The following is a 19732-nucleotide window of genomic DNA, read 5'->3' on the forward strand; positions in this document are numbered from 1 at the left end:
AGCAGCGTGAGCTGTCTCCTTTTTTTATGTTATGGCTGTTATCTCATTTGAAGTAAGGCGTTTCGGCCAAATTCAGCTCATACTCCGTTGTCAGTCCGACAGCAACCGCATCATGGCGCAGATCCAGGTACAGCTCGGCTTTTGTCGCATTGATATAGGGCTGCACGAACAGGATGCCGATTCCAAATGCCAGTAACCCGAGCAGAATCCAGCCAAGGAAGCTCAAATCAAGCACAAACATACGGAACTTATGTCCGCGTGTCATTTGTCTGCTTAAGTCCACTGCGCGGCTGTATCCGATATGCGGATTGTCCGCCAGGATGAAGGGAACCTGGCTGTATGAGTAGGATTTTATTATTCCCGGAATGATCAGGAGCAGGAACCATAAGAAGAGCAAAAAGTTTCTCCAGAGCATCGCTCCTACAATAGCCCAGTACCGGTCCTTATGGAAGGCATAACCGACGTTCCGCATGCTGACCTCACCTTCGGCAGAGCGCTTGAAATACCGCTGTGAGCCGACTATCAGGGGAGAGCCGAGCAGGATGCCAAAGGCGAAGCCGATAACAACAATGATAATGATGATGAACAGCGCGACAAACAGGATGGGGCCGAGAACCCCCCAATCGATGCTGTAACTGCTGTTTTGCCATTCTACGCGGCTTGAGGATGATCTCAGATTATTGCTGGCGCTGGGTATACCGGAGCCTTCTCCAAGCACAATCAGGAGTAAGCTTACGACAAAAGCCTTCCAATACGAGGTCCTGAGGACATTCTTGGCCCTTCGTTTTAAATCTGCACGTTCCCACATAATAAAACCTCACTTTGTATGTATAATATTCTTCGTCTTACAATTGATAACATAAGTTATGCTTTATTACAAACCTAAATGACAAAATACAGCCGGCGTTAATCTAATTAAATATTCTTCTAATGAAAAAGAGATGAAAATGTAATGAAATAGTCAGAGAAACCGATATATTATGTGACGAAAAAGATATCAAAAGGGGAATGTACGTGAATCTGAAGACGAAAGTGATCATCCTTGTAACATCCATCTGTATTATTCTGGCGGTGCCGCTAAGCTACTTTTCATTGTTTCTGATCCAGAAGCAGACACATGATTCTATTGATGAACAGCTGAAGGGCACCGTCCAAAAGGCTGTTGCTGAAATTGACGGCTGGGCGCAGATCAATGCTAAAGTAATCGAAACCCTCGGCATGGTCATTGAGCAGACTGTTCCGCTCGATGAAATCGGCATGGAGCATTTGCAGGCCTTTCAGCTGCCGGAGAACAAAGAAGATATCGCAACCATTTATTTTGGCCTGGAGGACGGGACCTATATGGATGGAGCAGGATTTATACCAGACGCCTCGTTTGATGCGCGGCAGCGTCCCTGGTATCTGGCTGTTAAGGAAGCGGACAAGCTGACCATCAGCGATGCTTATACAACAAAAGCCGGAATTCAGTCCATATACATAGGGGTTCCGCTTCATGATCAGGCTGGCGCGTTCAAAGGTGCAATGGCAGAGAATATTTCCCTTGATTCGATTAAGCAGCGGATTAGCTCCGTTGAGACGGCGAACGGCTTTACCTTTCTGCTGGACCGTACAGGAGTCGTTCTCTCCCACCCGGAGCAGGAGCTGCTGAATAAGCCGCTGGCTGAACAGCCGGGGTACTCAGAGCTTGTAGAGCAAATGCTCAGGCAGCCTTCAGGACATACAGAGTATGTATACAACAATAACAATCAGTTAATCTATTACGAAAAAATCCCGAGCACAGGCTGGGTAGTAGGAACCTCCGTCTCTGAAAAAGAGGTATTTGCCGAGCTTGTGAATACGCGTAAGCTTCTGATTATTTTAGTGATCCTGTTCAGCCTTGCCTTGGCTGCTGCAGCCTATTTGTTTGCGCTAAAAGCATTGAAGCCGCTGCTGAATATGAAAAAAAGTGCCGAGCAGCTTGCCGCAGGCGATCTGACGGTCCGGGTAGCAGTAAAGGGCAGGGATGAAATCGCCCAGCTCGGATATTCTTTTAACGCAATGGCAGCTTCACTGCGGAATCTGATTGCCCAGGTGAATCAATCGGCCCAGGCAGTCCAGGGCTCCTCCCGCAATATGTATAAGGATGCTCTGGGCAGTAATGAGATTGCCGGACAAATTTCAGCGGTCATTGATGATATCGCAAAAGGGGCATCCGAGCAGGCAGAATCCATCCAGGCTGGCGCTGAAATGGTCTCGGATATCAACGAGGTTATTGACCAGATTGTCGATGAGGCGAGACACGCTTCAAATAACGTTATGGATGTTAACCAGGCAATGGAGAGCGGTATTGGCGCTATTTCCCGCCAGAACAATCTGGTGCAGGCCGGGAAGCAGAACACCGGGCGCGTGGAAGCCGCCAACGGGCTGCTGCTGGGCAAGATCAGTGAGATTTCATCCATCACCGGAAGCATTCAGGCCATTGCAGCACAAACCAATCTGCTTGCGTTAAATGCCTCCATCGAGGCAGCACGGGCCGGAGAGCACGGCAGGGGATTCGCTGTAGTTGCCGGCGAAGTCCGCAAGCTGGCCGAGCAGTCCTCCCATTCCGTTACCGGGATTGACCAGCTGCTGAAGGAGCTGAACGAGGCAGGGCAGCAAAGTGCCGACGAGCTGGACCAGCTCCGGGTAAATAGTGAGTCCCAGCTGAGCTCTATGGAAGAGACTGCAGAATCGTTTGACCGTATCCGTGAATCGGTTGAACACATCATTGCCAAACTAAGCTTCATAACAGATGGCATGACCGAGCTGAAATCCGGTTCAAGCCAGGTATCCGATGTGATTACAGGTCTGGCAGCTGTAGCCGAGCAGAGCGCTGCATCTACAGAAGAGGCTGCTTCGTCTACTATGGAACAATCGGCAACCATCAGTAATATATCAGGCACAGCCAAGGAGCTGACCGAAAATGCGGAGCAGCTGCTTGAGGAAATAAATAAATTCAAAACGCAATTATAGAAAAGCAAACAACAAAAGCAGCTGTAGCCGGTTAACGGACTCAGCTGCTTTTGCTGTTTAATAGGCGGAGGGTAAATTTATTGCACATCTAACAGCTGATCCAGAATATCAGCTCTGAGCATCATCAGCTCCTGATCCTTCAGGGACCGGCTGCGCTGCGGAGTATTAATCTCAAGCCGTTGTGCAATTCGCCCGGGATGCCTGGACAGAATCAGAATTTCATCGCCCAGCAGAAGGGCTTCATCGATGTCGTGAGTTACAAATACGATGGCGCATTGCCTGTGCTCCCACAGCATAATCAGCTTGCGCACCAGATCAAACCGCAGATGATAGTCCAGGGAATGAAACGGCTCATCCATCAGCAGCACATTGCCTCCATGATAAAAGGCCCGGGCAATCGAGCAGCGCTGGCGCATCCCGCCGGACAGCTGATGCGGATAATGATCCTTGTAGGCGGAAAGGCCGACCTCATCCAAAAAGCTGCAGATCTCCGCCTGGGCAGTGCCAGCTTCATCATCCCGTACAAAGCCAATATTCTCACTCACCGTAGACCACGGCAGTAAGCAATCCTCCTGAAAAACATAAGACAGCCTCAGCCCGGAGCTGGCTGTTACCGTGCCGGAATCGGCAGCTTCTGTCTGTGACAGGATATTTAGCAGTGTTGATTTACCGGCACCTGACGGACCGAGCAGACATATTATTTTTGACGGCTGCAGGCAAAGGTTGATTTTCTCAAGGACAGGTACTCCGGAATAGCTTTTGGATACATCTTGCATTGTTATAAGCATAAGACCCATCCTTATTTGTTCAAATGAGCGGGCGGACTTACTCTGCTGCGGAACAGATACATAATGCACAGCTTGATTACATTCCAGAAAATAGCCATGAACAACGCCAGGGCAAATACCCGGCCGGTCTCTAAGTTTGTTCTGGCATCCGACAGCAGGCTGCCGATACCGTCGGTGGAGGTCAGCAGCTCGGCCATTACAGCCAGCTTCCAACCCAGTCCGGCTGCTGTAATCATTCCAGACTTCAGGTGGCTGCTGAGTGAGGGCAGAATGATATGCCGGATAACCTTCTGACGGGGAATATGGTATACCTGGGCCATCCGTAATAATTTGCTGTCAATGGATATAAAGCCTTCGTACAGGTTAACAACGAGAACAGGCGTAGTAGACAATACAATGATGAAAATAGAAGGGACATCCGTAAGACCGAACCAGATGATGGCGATACCAAGCCAGGCGATCGGCGGGATGGACTGCATCATATCGATTACGGGTTCCAGGTAGGGCTTCACGCTTCTGCGGAGTCCAATCAGCAGACCCGTGCTTCCGCCCAGCAGCAGCACACAGAGCATGCCGATCAGCAGCTTGAGCAGCGTCCGGTAAACCGCATAATAGAACTCCGGATCACCCAAATAGCTCAGAAAGGTACGGATGGTCTCCAGGGGTCCAGGCAGGACAAACGGGTCCATCTGGAGAGCAGCAAACTGCCACAGCAGACAGAGGACCAGCAGGGAGGCCCCTTTTTTACTAAGGCTGATAATAGAACTGTTCATCGGGAAGCTTGCCTCCAATGCTGTCCTTGCTGTAGTTCATCAGGGTCTGGTAATAAGTGGTCAGAACCTCCTTGCTGTCAGATGCGGAAGCAAAGTCCAAAGCCATATGCGGGATTGCTTTTTCTACTACAGCGGCATCCAGCTTGAAGTATTTATTGGCCAGCTCTCCGGCTTCTTTCGGATGATCGAGCGTCCATTCCAGCGCTTTCTGATATTCCTCCTGGAAACGGGCTACCAGCTCAGGCTGGCTTGTAAGGACGGACTGCTTCGTGGCAAGGCCGGCGTTAGGCAGATCTGTGCTCAGCCCGGTAACCTGCTGCCATTCATTTTTATAATCCACAATGGAGCGTACCTTGTCATTTTTCATCTGGATGGCGGTAATCTGCGGCTGGATGCTCACAATGGTGGAGGCTTTTCCGGACAGCAGTAACTGGGCTCCCTCAGCGAGTTGGGTATACTGCAGATCAACATCTTTTCCCGGCTCAAGCCCGTTCTGCTTCAAAAAGGTCTGTGTAATATATCAACCGGCGAGGATTTCATCGGTACATAGAGCGTTGTCCCTTTGAGATCAGCCCAATCCTGTACAGCAGGATCTGTCGTTACCATGCCCATTACTGACCATGTGTTGATATTCATCAGAGAGAGGCCCATGCCTTTGTTGTACATCACTACAGCATTGTTCAGCGGCAGAGCAAGGAAGCTGACTTTTTCATCGTTTGCCAGAGCTGTAAGCGTATCGATAGATTCCCAGGCCTGAAAATGGATGCTGACAGATTCGCCCAGCGCCTTGGATTCGATGATTCTGAGTATCGGCAAGGAGGGAGGAGACGGCGGTCCGGCAACTGTAATCGTCATTTCTTCTATGGGAGCAGCCGCAGGTGCGGCAGAAGAATCGGCTGTGTCAGGTTCCTTTTGCTGTGCACAGGCACTCAAAATAAAGGATAAGCATAACAGGAGACTGATAAAAATAGAGTAAGAAGATTTACGGTTCATGGCTTAATTCCTTTCCAAACATTATTTTATTATGATAATGATAATCAATATCATTTGTATCAGTATAGCAGAGTATGTATTATGTCTCCGTTGCTATGGCAACAGAAGACTGGAAATATTGTGAATGCAAAAAAGCCGCCCGGAAACAATCCCGGACAGCTGTGTTAAACATAATGCCTCTCGCAGGCATTCCTTATTGAATCAGATCAACCGCATCCTGCGGTACAAAGGCTTCAACGCCATTGTAGACAATAACACCGTCGAGCACGGTCTTTTGGCCGTTAAGGAGTGCAATGTTTTTATAGATTTGCAGCTCCAGCTTAGCAGTACCTTTGGTTACGAGGATCTTTGGATTCTTGGCATCGGTCAGATCCAGCTTGTACGTAGCACCCTTGGCGGCAAAGGCCTGCTTGGCAGGTACAAACAACTGCTTGCTCACGCTGTCGAGGTCAAGATTGAGCACACGGGCCATATATTTGGCAACATCCGTGTTGTCGATGACACCGAAGGGACGGTCATTGTTCGGAGCGTAGGTATAAAGCACAACATCTCCGCCAGTATGGCCGCCGGTGGTCCAGCCGATGCCGGAACGCTTGCTGATCATCGGTCCAACGGTATAGTTCAGGCTGCCGGGGCTGGCGTCTTTAATTGCAGCAACTTCCTCGGTGGTCAGATCAGTAATGCCAAAATATTGCTGCATCACGGCTTTAATATTGGTGCGGTTCGCATTCAGCTTGGATTCCAGTCCTTCGCCTGTTAGCTTGGCTTTTTTCAATGGTCCGATGAAGGCGGATAATGGCTCTTTATCATAGGTGCCTGAAGTTGCTGCATTTCCGATTGTAAGTCCGCCGTTCTGGTGATCCGTAACAGCGACAACAACAGTTTGTGTATCTTTTTTGGCAAAATCAACAGCCGTTTTGACTGCAGCATCGAAGGCCAGCACATCGCTGATAATACCGATCGGGTCATTGGCGTGCGCGGCCCAGTCTACCTTACTGCCCTCCACCATCAGGAAGAAGCCGTCTTCGTCCTTGGACAGAACCTCAATTGCTTTTGCCGTCATCTCGGCGAGGCTCGGCTGCTTTGCAGGGTCACGGTCCATGTCGTAGGACATGCCGGCCGGGGCAAACATCCCCCACAGCTTGCCGGAGGTTGAAGCCTTCATCGCAGCCGGAGTTGTTACATAATCATATCCGAGTGCTTTAATAGAAGAGAGAAGATTCTCGCCGTCCTTGCGTCCCGCAGGCTCCAGATAGCTGCTTCCTCCGCCGAGAACAACGTCCATCCCGTTGTAGACCTGTTGCTTGCTGAGGGCATCATAGTTTTTGCGGTCCGGATAATGAGCCGAGAAGTCAGCCGGTGTTGCATGCATGATTTCGGAGGTGGCGATAATGCCGGTCGCCTTGCCAGCCAGCCTGGATGCCTCCAGAATGGAAGCCACCGGCTTCTTGGCATCTCCCGGTGCGATAGGCTGCAGTCCCGGCATAGTCGCTTTATCCGGCAGCACGCCAACATAACCTGTATGTGATTTATGGCCTGTAGCAAAGGCAGTTCCTGCAGGTGCTGAATCGGCGATCGGCGCATCTGCGGAATGCGTGCGGACCATGCCGCTGGCCATGGAGTCGAGAGTCAGAGCCGAGCCCTTATACCAGCGGGCCAGAGCAGTAGCGTCGTTAGCCATGCCGTCAGGGATCAGGATAATTACGTTTTTAATAGAAGAAACAGAATCGGCAGTACCTTCTACAGCCCATGCCGCACTGCTGCCGCCCATAGTAGCAGCAGCAATTGTCGTGACAGCGAGCATCATTTTGACAGCACGGGTGTTAAAGCGGTTTAACATGAATAGATCCTCCTTATCGTATGTAAAATTTGGTGTACAGGACTCAGTGTAACCATGAAATGATAAGAGAACGTATTCATAGCGTTAAAAAAGTGTAAATATTACGATTTAATTGGAGTAATATAGAAAGTAGTTATATAAATGGGAGGTTGTGGTCCAATGGGGTATTATAAATCATTTGTAGCCGCGGTATCGGCTTGTTGTATGGTGCTAGCTGCAACAGGCTGTACGGCTGGGCAGGCTGGCTCTCCGGCAGCAACAGAAGCGTCACCTACTACCGAAAGCGTGGCGGCTGAACCTGCGGTTACACCAGAGAATACGGCCGGACAAAGGTCAATGGAGCAGCCTGACCTTGCTCAGTTAGTGGATACATACGGGAATCTTGGGCTGGTTGACGCACATAATCATGATGCATCGGGTAAGCAGTTTCAAAGAATGGAGGAAAGCTGGGCGAAATACAAAATGAGAAACGTAGTTCTTTTTGGAGATGTTTCCGAACGAAGTGCAGTTTTGACGGATTCCTACAGCTGGCACGCCTATCAGAGCAATCCCGATCTCTACATACCTTATTTTTCCGGCTTTGATCTTCATGATCCGGAGTGTCTTAAGGTTATCAAAGATAACCTGGAGCAAGGATATTTCGGATTGGGAGAGATTGCAGCTGCGTCAACCTATTCCCCGGCGCTTGCCCATGTAGAATGGAAAGCGGACTCTCCAATGGATGGCTATTTTCCGGAGATTTATGACCTGATTGCAGAATATAAAGCTCCGATTCTTTTGCATATCGATCCGCCAAACGGTGAGCCTGTTGCCAAGCTGGAGCAGGCCTTGAGTGAGCACCCGGACACCATCTTCATTTTTGCTCATATAAATGCCTACAATACGCCTGAAGAGATTGACCGACTGATGGGCCGATACCCGAACCTTTACGCAGATTTTTTTGCCGGCTTCTCTGTCTATAATCCTGAAGGGGGGCTGCAGCCGGAACGCTTTATCCCTGTCATTCACAAATATCCGGACCGCTTCATGCTCAGCACGGATTCCGGATATGGACTGGAGGGCGGAGAGGTGAGAGCCATTGAGGCAATGTACCGCATGCTGGACCTGCTGGGTGATCCTGAGACCGCGCAAATGATCGCCCGGGATAACCTCATGGGCCTGATACATGCGCAACCAGCAACAGAGACGCAGCTGAAAGCGGTTAGTGAATTGGAGAAAAGCACCGGCAAGTCATACGGGGACAACCTGAGCAAGCTGGAAGCAGGAAAAATACTTGCTCAGGCTGGTAAGGGATGATAGCAGAGCAGCTTTTATGAATAAAAACCGGGCCGGCTCAATACTTGGGCAGCTTTATAACCGGAGACAACATCCATCTTAAAGGCTTGCGGAGCCAATAGGACAGTACGGTAGCGGCGGTCCATGAGCTCCGCTTATCCTGGATGTACTGGTCATTGATAATATAAGTCCGGGTGGAGGGCGGACTCATCAGCCCGAGCTTTTCCCAATCCGCCGGATCATTAGAGCCTTTAAGCCTTGACAGCATATCCTTTGCTGCGCTATCGATTTTGGCATGAAGCTGCTCGTAGGCCTGGCTGATCTGTTCATGAAACGCGTCGATTGGATTGCGGCTGGCCAGGCTCTCCAGATGGATGCTCTCGCGGAGGTATGAGATGTAGGCCAGATGGTCAGCCCAGAACTCGTCGATATAAAAGAGCCGGACCCGCTGCTCTGAAGGACTCAGCTCCTGCCTGCCTTGCAGAATATCCAGCCGTTCATTGTACAAAATCCGCCGCTGGTCCTCTACCATATCGGAATAACCATTCAGCTCCTGATGGATTTCGAAGTTCTGGCCCATAATAACGCGCTGGATATGTGTGATTCTGCTGCGTAGTCCCGGATCATCAAGGGCTTCGTCCTGCCGGGGCATTAGCTCTGCTGTATAGCTGCCGAAACGCAGCATCAGCTCATCCTCCAGGCTAACAAAAAATACAGAGGACCCCGGGTCGCCCTGGCGCCCGGAACGCCCGCGCAGCTGGTTATCGATCCGCACACTTTCGTTCACATGTGTACCGATTACATAAAGTCCTCCCAGCTTGGCCACAGCTTCAGCCTGACCGGGATCACCGCCGCCGAGCCGGATATCGACACCGCGTCCTGCCATATTCGTGGATACGGTCACGGCACCGAGCACACCGGCTTTGGCGATAATCCCGGCTTCCTCTGCATCATTCTTAGCATTCAGAACATGGCATGGCACCCCGGCAGCTGTCAGCGCCTCCGCGAGCTGGTCTGATTCCTCGACGCTTGAGGTCCCTATGAGAATTGGGCGCCCTGTGGCATGGACTGCGGAAATGTCCTTCACAAGCGCATGAAGCTTGGCTTCTTTATCGGTATAAATCCGGTACGGATGGTCAACCCGAATGTTAGAACGGTTCGGCGGGATTTGCACAACCTGCAGGCTATAGGTCTTTTCGAATTCCATGGCAGAGGCGCGGGCTGTTGCCGTCATGCCGCAAAGCTTCGGATACAGGCTGATGAAGTGCTGGACGGTGATCGTTCCTAGGATTTTACCGCCGGCTAAGGCTGTAAGTCCTTCTTTGGCAACAAGCGCAGCCTGCAGTCCTTCCGGCAAATACCGGTTCTCCGCCACACGCCCGGTGTATTCCTCAATCAGCTCAATTTTACCGTTCCGGACGATGTAATCGATATCTCTATTCATCAGTGCTTCCACATGCAGCGCACAATTCAGAGACGTTAACAAATGGCTGTTATGGCTGTCATACAGATTGCCGCATCCCAGCAGCAGCTCCGCCTGTACAGCGCCTGCTTCATTCAGATAGACATTACGCTTAAAGTCGTCAAAGTCGTAATGCTCAGCCGCTTGGAGCTGCCGGGCCACTTCTGAGAACCGCAGGTCCTCGTTAGTTGAAGTACTTGTATCGCCGCTGATGACCAACGGCACCCGCGCTTCGTCCAGCAGCAGTGAGTCTGCTTCATCTACGATGACATAATGGAAGGGGCGATGTACGGTGTCGGCTTCGTTCAGGACGATGGAATCACGCAAATAATCGAATCCCGCTTCTTTTGCCGTAACATAGGTTATATCGCTGGCGTACGCTTCCCGTTTCAGAGGCAGACTCATGCCTGCTTGAACCGCACTTACCGATAACCCAAGGAAACGATAGACCGGACCCATCCACTCCGCGTCCCGGCTGGCCAGATAATCATTAAAAGTCAGCACATGAACGCCATCCCCGGTGAGTGCATTGAGATAAGCAGGCATAACAGCAGACAACGTTTTGCCTTCGCCGGTATGCTGTTCGATCAGGTAACGCTCGTGCAGGGCAATAGCGGCCATAATCTGGACCTTGTAAGGCTGTAATCCGAGGGTCCGCTTCGCCGCCTCACAGACCAAAGAATATGCATCGACCAGCAGCTCGTCCAGAGCTGTGCCTGACCTCGCTGCTGTCCGCAGCCGGACAGATTCCTTCTGAAGCTGTCCATCCTCCCAGCCTGCTAGATTTCTGGCTCTGATTAGCTCTGCTCTCTGCTCAAGGCCCTTCAGTTTACCCTGGTTATCATAGTCTTTAAAGGAACGGAGTAGTCGGCCGGCTATGTTCATTGCGTTAAATCCCCTCTCGATTGAAAGTCGATTGATTTCACATTCCGGGTTAGCGGCTTATTCAGCATCTTCTTTCAAATTAAATACATCTTCGACATTCAGATGGAAGGCGGCGGCGATTTTGAGAGCAAGCGTAACGGAAGGGGAGTAATCCCCTTTTTCAATGAGACCTACGGTCTGGCGTGTGGCTCCTATGGCATCTGCCAGATCCTGCTGTGACCATCTGAAGCGTGCCCTGAGTTCGCGGACGTTGTTAACAAGCATACGACTAATCCCTTCCATATAATGTATTGGGCAACATTGTAACCCTTATCTTGATAAATGTAAATGATGTATTGCATTTTGGAAGGTTTATTAGACATTTTTGGATGAAGAGATACTCCTAGATATGTAAATAAATAGTGGTAGAAGTACTATTTGAAGTATAATACTAAGAGGATGCCATAAACGTTTAGGAGACTAATATGATTTTAAAAACAAAACGCAATCTTATCATTTTCAGCTTAGTGGTATTAGCCAGCGGATGGAGCGGTGTGCTGCTGGATGGCTTGCTAAAGGAACAGCCTGAAGGGGATACGCTTGGTATGGGCTTTTGGCTCGTTATTCCGCTGGTGACAGTGCTAGTATTGCGCATCTTTGGGGGAGACGGCTGGAAGGATGCCGGATTTCGTCCTCGGCTAAAAGGTAAGCTTAAGTGGTATGTGGCTGCCATGTTTATTTTTCCTGTGGTGACTGCGATTGTTCTGTTGGCAGGCAGCTTAGCGGATTGGATCGACTTGTCCGGCTTTCGGGTGAAGCCTTCTTTTGCAGGCGTGTTTCTGGGCTTGCTGTTTGGTCAATTTATCAAAAATATATTTGAAGAAGCGGTGTGGCGCGGCTACTTGACCTCAAAGCTTATACAACTGCAGCTTAAGGATTGGCTGATCTATGGAATTGCCGGATTTATATGGGGAGCCTGGCATATGCCGTATTATCTTGTTTTTCTGCCGGCCTCTGATATGTATAGTATCTTGCCCGTTGATAAGCTTACTTTTGCCGCATTTGCCATTGTAAATATGATGTGCTGGTCCGTTTTGTTTGTTGAGCTTTTTAGAGTGGCGGGATCGATTTGGCCTTGTGTTATCATGCATTCGGTGGAGGATGCGCTGATTAATCCTTTAGTCATTGATGGATACATAGCTATTGCTGCCGGAAAAGAATGGATCATCTCACCGGTAGCGGGAATTCTGACGAGTGTGTTATATGTAGGGGCCGGACTGATCATTCGCAGGATAAGGATCCGGAAGTCCAGTCCGGCCGGAATTTATCTGATAGACTGATTACTCCGTAGATCCGGCTTCCTGACGCTTGACTGCTTCCTCATCGCGTACTGCATTCAATTCATATTCATTCTGATGGAATTCCTTCAGCATATTACGGTAGATATGAGCCTCCTGACGGTTAAGCCCGTCACGGTTTTCTTTTAACACCCAGTTTTCGACTGTTTTCTTCAAAAGCTCACTTTTTCGCTCCAGCAGTTCCGTATAACTCAATGCACTTCATCCTTTCCGGTTCAGGTGATTCGTAGATTTAACGTTACACCCGGCGTAATGTTTATCATTATACAGGAAAGCCTGAACACGCCCAATTTGTGTCAGCCGTCTTAAGGAGGGGTGAGTACAGCAGAGACAGGAACAGAAGACCTCAGCGGACCTCTCCGTAAAAGTACAGCCAAATGCTCCGGTATGCTGGCAGATACGTCTTTTGTGGTAGAATAGGGTGGACTGCAGGAATTTAACCGACAACAAGGAGAGGTTTCATTGTTAAGAAGAGGAATTATACTTGTATTCTCGGTCCTACTGCTATTATCCGGCAGTATGACAGTATTTGCAGCTGAAAAAACAGGAGGGGGAGCAACGCCTTCCGGCATTCCGCTGTCTGGTCTGGAAGCTTTTGTCGACAATTATGTAAAAGAGTACATAGGACAGCAGACTGTAGGAGCATCCGTTGTGATGGTTAAGGATGGTCAGGTCGTTCTGTCCAAGGGTTACGGCTTCGCCGATGTAGAGCAGCAGATCCCGGTCTCCCCGGATACGGTGATGGAGTGGGGCTCCATCAGCAAGCTGGCAGTCTGGACTTCAGTGATGCAGCTGACTGAACAAGGAAAGCTTGATCTGAATCAGGATATCCGCAGCTATTTGCCCCCGGATTTTCTGACCAGGCTGAAATACGGCGAGCCGATTACGATGCTCAATCTGATGAACCATAATGCCGGTTTTGAAGAGTATATGTTCGATATGGCCTATCAGTCCCCTGAGGAGGTGCAGTCACTGGAAGCGGGGCTGCGGCTTGCCCAGCCGGCACAGATTTTCAGACCCGGCGAGGTAGTGGCTTACTCGAACTATGGGAATTCACTGGCGGCCTATATTGTAGAGCTGATCAGCGGCCAGCCCTATCATGAATATGTGCAGCAGCATATTTTTGATCCGCTGGGCATGAAGCATTCGATTGCCTATTCTGTTGTGGAGGACCGCCCCGAGCTGCTTGAGCATAAGGCTAAGGGATATTTCTATGAAGAAGAGGGCTCCTTCACGCAAGGATCATGGAATTATATGTCTATGTATCCTAACGGCGGCAATAACGGGACTGCAGAGGATCTTGCCAGGTTCGCAATGGCCTTTATGCCGGAGGCTGGAGAACCATCCCCTTTGTTTGAGAAGTCGGGGACGCTGAATACCCTGCTGGCTCGGAGCTATTCTGCAGCCGAAGGGATGCCGGGCATTGCCCATGGCTTCTGGGAATTTCCCGGAACGCAGCGGACGCTGGGGCATGGCGGGAATACGATTGCTTTTGCCACGAACCTGCAGCTTGTGCCAGAAGAGCGGTTTGCAGTTATCATTATGACCAATCAGGCCGGTGAATCGAACATCGTGCATGGCCTGACCAAAGAGATAGTAGGTATGCGCGAGCTGACAGAGGCTGTAGATCTGCCTGATACCTCAGAGGTGCAGGGTGAATTCATGGCAGCGCGGCGTCCGGGTAATGGCTTCATGAATTTATTTCCTTATCTGACACTGATGAAGCTAAAGCCGCAGGGTGAGAATCAGCTTCAGGTATCTCTTGCTGGCATGACCGGAAGCTATAAGCAGGTTGAGCCGTACCTTTACCAGAAGGTGAGCGGAGATTCGGCACTTGATGTCTGGCCGATGCTGTATGCTAAGATGGAAGATGGCAAGGTGGAGGCAATCTCCGTTTACACCTCCGATTATTTACCGCTGCCGGCCGGCAAAACAATGCCTGTACTTATTTTAAATGCCGTACTTGCAGTGCTGGCTGTCGTCTATTTCATTGTCTCCCCGTTTGTATTGCTAGTGCTGGCGATTATAAAAAAACGCAGAGCCGGCATACGCACCGTAACAGGAGCCGGCAGCCGCAGACTGGTAACGGGCCTTACCCTGACAGGTACAGGCATTGTGGCGAATAACCTGATTCTGGCTTTGCGGATGCTCAGCAATAATGAGCGTGCATATTCCGAAGTCTATCCGCAGATTGTAATAAACTACGTCCTGACCGGACTGGCGGTGCTATTGGTTGCGGCACTGCTAATATCCTGGACTTCTAAACGTTCTGCATTAACCGTCCGTGATAAGCGGGCAGCCATTCTACCCATCGTAATGATTGCCGTACTGGCAGGGCTGCTGGTTTTCTGGCAATTCTATAGTTAAGCAAGTTTACGGCAATCCCCAAACAAATAGCCTGCGCTGAGCGCAGGCTATTTGTTTCGATCAGATTGGACTTTGCGGACTGTATCCTAAGGTACCTGGTTACTCAACCTTAAACTGCTTTAACTCTTCCTCGAGCCTTTGAGAGATTTGGCTTAATTGTCTGGATAATTCTGCGACCTGCTCGATGCTGCTGAGCTGCTCCTGCGTATTGGCACTAACCTCCTGTGTGGAGGCGGAATTCTCCTCGGTTGTAGAAGAGATAATCTCAATTGCCTGCAAAATGTCATCCTTGTGTGTATGGATAATGGAGGTGTTATTGCTGATCTGAATCATCCGCAGCTTCAATTCCTCTAAATCTTTGTTCAGGTCAAAGAAGACCTGCTTGGCATTCTCTACGGACCTGGCATTTTCCTCGGCAATCTTCAGGCCATTATTAGTATGTTCTACGGAGATGATTGTTTTTTCTTCAATGGCGCTGACTTTTTTGTAGATTTCCTGAGTTGCCAATGCCGTTTGTTCAGCGAGCTTCCGCACTTCTCCGGCCACCACTGCAAATCCCCGGCCATGCTCACCTGCACGTGCAGCCTCTATAGAAGCATTCAGCGCCAAAAGGTTGGTCTGGGTGGCGATCTGGTTAACGGTGCCTACAATACCCGTAATCTCGTGCCGGCTTGTATCGATAGCCTCAATGATAGACGACACTGCCTGTGTAGACTTATGATTGTCTTCCGCAGATTTGGACAGCTGCTCTACCAGGGCAAGACCGGATTCGCTCAGCTGCACAGAAATTTGCGCCATGGATTCAACAGCCTGCGCGTCACTTGTGATTTCGTTAATCTGATCCGACAGTGCACCGGTTTTCCGCAGTATGCTTTCTGATTCCGTTGACTGGTAGTTTGTGGCGTTAGCAATCTCATTGATGGCTGTCGCCGTTTCATTCATGGTTACTGCTGTGCCCGCAGAAATATTTTGCAGGTTATGGGAAGACTGGGCCAGCACCTGGGTAGTATTGCTGATCACTTGAATCATACCTTGAATTTTCTGGACCATGCTGGAGATGCCTTGGGCAATTTGCCCGATTTCGTTGTCCGAATGCTCCTTGAACTGAACCGTCAAATCCCCGTCTTCAATCCGTTTGATGGTAGTCAGCAGCCTTGGTATGGATCTTAGCAGGTAGCGGAGTGTGATGTAGCTGATCAGCACCAGCAGAAGGGCAGCTGCTGAAAAACCGGCGATTGTGCTCCGGGTAAAGGATTTCAATTCACTGAGCGCCTCTTGCTGAGTAATGGTAAGCCCGACAGACCAGCCTGTATCCTTACTCGTAGCGTAACCGATATAACGGTGTTCCCCATTATCATTTATCAGCTCCACGCCGGTCTCGCCATTAATCATTTTTTGGCCTGTTAAGCCGAGGTCACCCGGGCTCTCATTAATCTTTTCCTTCAGGATTTTGTCTTTGTCGGGGTGATACAGGAGATCGCCGGACCGGGTGGCCAGCATGGAATAACCGGTGCTTCCCAGGGAGTAGCTTTGCATGATGGCCGGGATGTCATCAAACGCAATATCTGCGGCAATAAAACCGATCAGTTGGCTGCTGGCATTTTTAATCGGATAAAAGATGCCCATCAGCAAAGTACCGGTGTTGACGTCAGCGTATGGCTCAGAATAATACAGGCCGTCGGCTTCGGATGCCGGCTTGAAGTAGGGACGTGAACGGATATCAAAATCAGACTTGGAGGCGACACCGTCATTTTGCAGAAAATAGCCCTTCCCGGATAATCCGGCAACCCAGGCATCAGCAAAGGAAGGCTCAGCCTTTACAATTTCCGCCAAGGTCGCAATGGTGTCAGCAGCAAGAGGTGAGGTGGTCACCTGGTCTGGTGTTGTGCTTTCAATATATTGCCTAAAAAGATCATTCGTGGACATTTGTTTGACGAGTGAGCCTTTTTCCTTAAACAAGGCGTCAAACTGGCTGACAATGCCCTGAGTTTTGGTCATAAGGATAGACTCCTGCTGGTCTACCAGAATGCTTTTGGTATTCGAATAGAAGAAGGTACCCAGAATCGAGAAGACGACAACGATAATGACTAGCAGGACGAGGGCCAAGGTGTTTGCAATACTCGAAGATCGGAATGGCCGTTTTTTGATTAGCTGTGACATAAGTCATCCCCCGAATGGTTATTTGAGCATAAGCTCTTGAATAATATGTCGGAATTTGGGCGATAATCTTTTAGGTTTATGAAAAAACCGGTTTGGAGCAGCGCTCCAAACCGGTTTTGCATAAGAGTATAGGCACCAGGCACTATTTCAAAATGTATTTGGTCAAAGTATTCTTGAACCAAGAGTCTGACAGATAAAGCTCGCCTTTTCCGGCGTAGATGTATTGATGTCCGGCGTTATAGTCGGTCCACAGTGTGGAGAGATGGTATTTAATCTGCAAATTCCCCGGATCAAGCACGTAGAAATCTTCTCTGGCTACATCCCCTTCAAAAGTCTCCGGGTCAATTACTGCCGGACGCTCCTGCCACTGGTACTGCTTCTCTACAGTAATTTCGCCCGAAGGCGTTATGCGGGAATTCCAGCCGGTATCACCAAGCTCGCCGATTTGCTGCTTGCCGAGCAGCTGGTTATCTTTGCTGTACAGCCGGTACACGGCATTGTTGCTCTGGACCAGATAGTTATTGCCGGTAATGCCGAGGACACGGTCTTTAGGGTTAAGTGTGTGTACCCAATTCCTTTTGCCGTCCGCACCGAATCCGATTAGTTTGTAGTCAGTCTTGCTGTATAAGGAGACTAATACGGACCCGCCGCTGAAGGGCTGTACCCCCATATTGACGTCAACCATTTCTTTAGGGGCTGTGTATTTGATGAAAGGCGTTTTGAGAGAATCCAGACTCCGGTAGACATTCACGATGGACTGGTCGGGACTGTGCACAATATAGCCGTTGGGGAGAATCTCCAGTGTCCCCGTAATTAATGCTCCCTTGGTTACCGCCAGCTTCCGGACCTGCTTCCCGTCACTGCTGAACTCCTCGAAATGGCGGGTAGAGGTCTTGCTTGAATAGTTATAGGTGGTGTAATACAGCAGAAGATTTCCGGTATCCAGCACAACCAGTTCGAACGTAGTATTGAACGTTTTGGTCCATTTCAGCTTGCCGTTCTCATTGACTGCGGAGAGGAGGACTTTTGTTCCGTTGTCGTTCCTTTTATAGAAATAGCTGTTGCCATCCTTGCTGTAGTAAGGGTTCGATCCGCTGAAAATTTGGTCATTGGCAATATCATAGTAGTCATAGACCCAGTTGGCAGTGCCCGTTTTGCGGTCTGCGGCTGCGTAGGTTAAGAGGGTGGACTTGGTTTTGGATGCTGAAACAGCCACTTTCTTGCGCAGCTGGAAAAACACACGGTTCTTGCTCTGTAAACTGTCGTAGGTGTTAAAGGTGGTGTAGCCCTCTGGCAGCTTGTAGCTCCATTCCGGCTCCGGTAGCTGCTGGGTTTTGTAAGCTGCGGAGGCTCTGCCCGGCGCCAGCAGCTGCGCTGTAAGCAGAATTGCCAGCACTGCTGTAAAACATTTGAATCGTTTTGTACTCATGCTCCTATACCTCTTTTTCTATGTAGTGTCCTCTCATTGTAATCGTTCAGAACCGGAATGGACAAGGAAAGGAATGTCAGAAAAAACGAGATCGCTTACCAAAAAAATGAAATTCTATGGAATAGTTTTCCACTATATATACTCCTGCTATAATAGTGTTATCAGTTACAGGGCGAGAAGCAGGAATATAAATGTGGAGACTATGTATTAAAGATTCACTCTGTAATTAATAAAAGCGTTTAAACTATTAAGCGGAGGAAATCAGATGCTCCAAAACAGGATTTATAAGTTTAGTGGCTTGGGATTTGCCATATTATTAATGTTAACGCTTACAGGTTGTGCTGACAAACAGGAGCCGACCTCTGTTCAGCCTTCGTCAACCGTGAACGAAAATGCTGCTCCTGTTGAGAACCAAGGTACAGTCAGCATTGAGAAGCTCGGGGAACGGAGAATCTTCGTTTACCTGCCGCCTGGTTATGAAACCAGTGAAGAGCGTTATCCTGTAGTGTATATGAACGACGGGCGGAATGTGTTCAATACCGGCACCAGTTCTTTTAATAAAGAGTGGCTGGTTGACAAGAAAGTAGACCAGCTTGTTAACGACGGCAAGATGGAGAAGGTTATTGTAATTGCAGTCGATGCAGGAGAAGACTCAGACCGTGGGAATGAGTATATCCCTTTCCCTAATGATACTGTTCCTTCGGATGGAGCGGGGGCGGAGGAATTTACCCGCTTTTTTCTTGACACCGTTATCCCCTTTGCGGATTCAACATACAGAACGATCCCGGACAGAGACCATCGTATGATTATGGGATCGTCATTTGGCGGAGTGCAGGCGTTCTGGATGGGTTATCACCATCCCGAGACTTTCTCGATGATCGGTGCGTTGTCCGTCTCCACATGGGTAGCTAACGGACAAGCGTATGAAGAGTGGACACAAGAAACCGGAAAGCCGGATGTGAAGATTTGGCTGGACATGGGCGCTGAGGAAGAGATGTTAATTGATCCACTGGTAGAGTTACTTTTATCGAAGGGATTTAGCTATGGACAGGATTTATTTTTTCTGATGGATCCTATTGGTACACATGACGAGATTTCCTGGTCCAGACGGGTACATAGTCCACTTATCATGTTCGCAGGGAAGGCACCCGGTCAAGCGGTCAAGCTGGAAGTTAGCGACTATTTGTCAATCTCATGGATGGGAGAATCATATCTCCGCCTCAATCCGGTAGTCACTATGGATAATGGGATGGAGTATTCTGTATCCTCCGAAGCTTCATATAAGGTGCTGAATACCGGGGCAGGACAGGTGGAGCCATCAGGGAAAGTGACCTTCTTGAAGGAGGAAAACTTGCGTGTGGAAGTGACATATCTAGGTATCACCCAGTTGTATGAGATAGATAATGAACGCTAGATAGATTGAACTTGTCAA

Annotated in this window: 16 protein-coding genes; 5 read left to right on the forward strand and 11 right to left on the reverse strand. The window is 49.4% G+C overall.

All coding sequences use genetic code 11. The features are described from left to right. Positions 1–43 precede the first annotated feature (43 nt). Entirely contained in the window at positions 44–808 is a 765-nt protein-coding gene (locus tag R70723_RS13995) for a DUF975 family protein (RefSeq protein WP_039872877.1), read from the reverse strand. A 206-nt stretch (positions 809–1014) separates the two neighbouring features. Here R70723_RS13995 and R70723_RS14000 point away from each other — a divergent pair, with 206 nt between their 5' ends. After that, entirely contained in the window at positions 1015–2991 is a 1977-nt protein-coding gene (locus R70723_RS14000) for a methyl-accepting chemotaxis protein (protein WP_039872879.1), read from the forward strand. Positions 2992–3068: 77 nt separating this feature from the next. On the opposite strand, the gene R70723_RS14005 is transcribed toward R70723_RS14000, so the two are convergent. From R70723_RS14005 to R70723_RS14020, 5 genes are all read right to left on the reverse strand, one after another. Next, positions 3069–3779 carry an ABC transporter ATP-binding protein gene (locus R70723_RS14005; protein WP_039872881.1) on the reverse strand — a complete coding sequence of 237 codons (711 nt, stop codon included), beginning with the start codon at positions 3777–3779 and terminating at the stop codon, positions 3069–3071. An 11-nt stretch (positions 3780–3790) separates the two neighbouring features. After that, positions 3791–4552 carry an ABC transporter permease gene (locus R70723_RS14010; protein ID WP_039872884.1) on the reverse strand — a complete coding sequence of 254 codons (762 nt, stop codon included), beginning with the start codon at positions 4550–4552 and terminating at the stop codon, positions 3791–3793. Continuing rightward, positions 4527–5054 carry an ABC transporter substrate-binding protein gene (locus R70723_RS33995; protein WP_231574884.1) on the reverse strand — a complete coding sequence of 176 codons (528 nt, stop codon included), beginning with the start codon at positions 5052–5054 and terminating at the stop codon, positions 4527–4529. Before R70723_RS33995 ends, R70723_RS14010 begins: the two co-directional genes overlap by 26 nt. Further along, complete coding sequence (locus R70723_RS34000; RefSeq protein WP_231574885.1) at positions 5051–5545, reverse strand: hypothetical protein; 495 nt, start codon at positions 5543–5545, stop codon at positions 5051–5053. The genes R70723_RS33995 and R70723_RS34000 overlap by 4 nt, the downstream gene beginning before the upstream one ends. 193 nt (positions 5546–5738) lie before the next feature. Then, positions 5739–7316, reverse strand: coding sequence for an alkaline phosphatase (locus tag R70723_RS14020; protein WP_305954243.1), 1578 nt, complete (start codon positions 7314–7316; stop codon positions 5739–5741). Between the two features lie 228 nt (positions 7317–7544). On the opposite strand from R70723_RS14020, the gene R70723_RS14025 reads away from it, so the two are divergent. Continuing rightward, positions 7545–8681, forward strand: coding sequence for an amidohydrolase family protein (locus tag R70723_RS14025; RefSeq protein WP_052421313.1), 1137 nt, complete (start codon positions 7545–7547; stop codon positions 8679–8681). 37 nt (positions 8682–8718) lie between these two features. On the opposite strand, the gene secA2 is transcribed toward R70723_RS14025, so the two are convergent. Both secA2 and R70723_RS14035 read right to left on the reverse strand, forming a co-directional pair. After that, positions 8719–11007 carry an accessory Sec system translocase SecA2 gene (secA2, locus tag R70723_RS14030; protein ID WP_039872886.1) on the reverse strand — a complete coding sequence of 763 codons (2289 nt, stop codon included), beginning with the start codon at positions 11005–11007 and terminating at the stop codon, positions 8719–8721. 57 nt (positions 11008–11064) lie between these two features. Then, complete coding sequence (locus R70723_RS14035; protein ID WP_039872887.1) at positions 11065–11271, reverse strand: helix-turn-helix transcriptional regulator; 207 nt, start codon at positions 11269–11271, stop codon at positions 11065–11067. 200 nt (positions 11272–11471) lie between these two features. Between R70723_RS14035 and R70723_RS14040 the strand changes: the two genes are divergently transcribed. Then, on the forward strand, positions 11472–12326 hold the full coding sequence (locus R70723_RS14040; protein ID WP_039872888.1) for a CPBP family intramembrane glutamic endopeptidase: 855 nt from the start codon (positions 11472–11474) through the stop codon (positions 12324–12326). Here R70723_RS14040 and R70723_RS14045 read toward each other — a convergent pair whose 3' ends face one another. After that, complete coding sequence (locus tag R70723_RS14045) at positions 12327–12539, reverse strand: hypothetical protein (protein WP_039872889.1); 213 nt, start codon at positions 12537–12539, stop codon at positions 12327–12329. 267 nt (positions 12540–12806) lie between these two features. On the opposite strand from R70723_RS14045, the gene R70723_RS14050 reads away from it, so the two are divergent. Further along, positions 12807–14711, forward strand: a complete 1905-nt coding sequence (locus R70723_RS14050) for a serine hydrolase domain-containing protein (protein WP_052421314.1) — start codon at positions 12807–12809, stop codon at positions 14709–14711. A 99-nt stretch (positions 14712–14810) separates the two neighbouring features. Here the strand turns inward: R70723_RS14050 and R70723_RS14055 are convergent, their stop codons facing one another. Next, entirely contained in the window at positions 14811–16871 is a 2061-nt protein-coding gene (locus tag R70723_RS14055; protein WP_039872890.1) for a methyl-accepting chemotaxis protein, read from the reverse strand. Between the two features lie 142 nt (positions 16872–17013). Then, positions 17014–18300 (reverse strand): hypothetical protein, encoded by a 1287-nt coding sequence (locus R70723_RS14060; protein ID WP_039872891.1) that lies wholly within the window; start codon positions 18298–18300, stop codon positions 17014–17016. Positions 18301–18565: 265 nt separating this feature from the next. Between R70723_RS14060 and R70723_RS14065 the strand changes: the two genes are divergently transcribed. Continuing rightward, entirely contained in the window at positions 18566–19714 is a 1149-nt protein-coding gene (locus tag R70723_RS14065) for an alpha/beta hydrolase (protein WP_039872892.1), read from the forward strand. The last annotated feature ends 18 nt before the right edge of the window (positions 19715–19732 follow it).

This window comes from Paenibacillus sp. FSL R7-0273, assembly GCF_000758625.1.
In the GTDB taxonomy this organism is placed as follows: domain Bacteria; phylum Bacillota; class Bacilli; order Paenibacillales; family Paenibacillaceae; genus Paenibacillus_AQ.

Excerpts from the sequence above, each read along its gene's own strand:
- R70723_RS13995 (WP_039872877.1), bottom strand. The coding sequence starts at position 808 with ATGTGGGAACGTGCAGATTTAAAACGAAGGGCCAAGAATGTCCTCAGG.
- R70723_RS14005 (WP_039872881.1), bottom strand. The coding sequence starts at position 3,779 with ATGCTTATAACAATGCAAGATGTATCCAAAAGCTATTCCGGAGTACCT.
- R70723_RS14010 (WP_039872884.1), bottom strand. The coding sequence starts at position 4,552 with ATGAACAGTTCTATTATCAGCCTTAGTAAAAAAGGGGCCTCCCTGCTG.
- R70723_RS34000 (WP_231574885.1), bottom strand. The coding sequence starts at position 5,545 with ATGAACCGTAAATCTTCTTACTCTATTTTTATCAGTCTCCTGTTATGC.
- R70723_RS14020 (WP_305954243.1), bottom strand. The coding sequence starts at position 7,316 with ATGGGCGGCAGCAGTGCGGCATGGGCTGTAGAAGGTACTGCCGATTCT.
- R70723_RS14025 (WP_052421313.1), top strand. The coding sequence starts at position 7,545 with ATGGGGTATTATAAATCATTTGTAGCCGCGGTATCGGCTTGTTGTATG.
- secA2 (WP_039872886.1), bottom strand. The coding sequence starts at position 11,007 with ATGAACATAGCCGGCCGACTACTCCGTTCCTTTAAAGACTATGATAAC.
- R70723_RS14035 (WP_039872887.1), bottom strand. The coding sequence starts at position 11,271 with ATGCTTGTTAACAACGTCCGCGAACTCAGGGCACGCTTCAGATGGTCA.
- R70723_RS14040 (WP_039872888.1), top strand. The coding sequence starts at position 11,472 with ATGATTTTAAAAACAAAACGCAATCTTATCATTTTCAGCTTAGTGGTA.
- R70723_RS14055 (WP_039872890.1), bottom strand. The coding sequence starts at position 16,871 with ATGTCACAGCTAATCAAAAAACGGCCATTCCGATCTTCGAGTATTGCA.
- R70723_RS14060 (WP_039872891.1), bottom strand. The coding sequence starts at position 18,300 with ATGAGTACAAAACGATTCAAATGTTTTACAGCAGTGCTGGCAATTCTG.
- R70723_RS14065 (WP_039872892.1), top strand. The coding sequence starts at position 18,566 with ATGCTCCAAAACAGGATTTATAAGTTTAGTGGCTTGGGATTTGCCATA.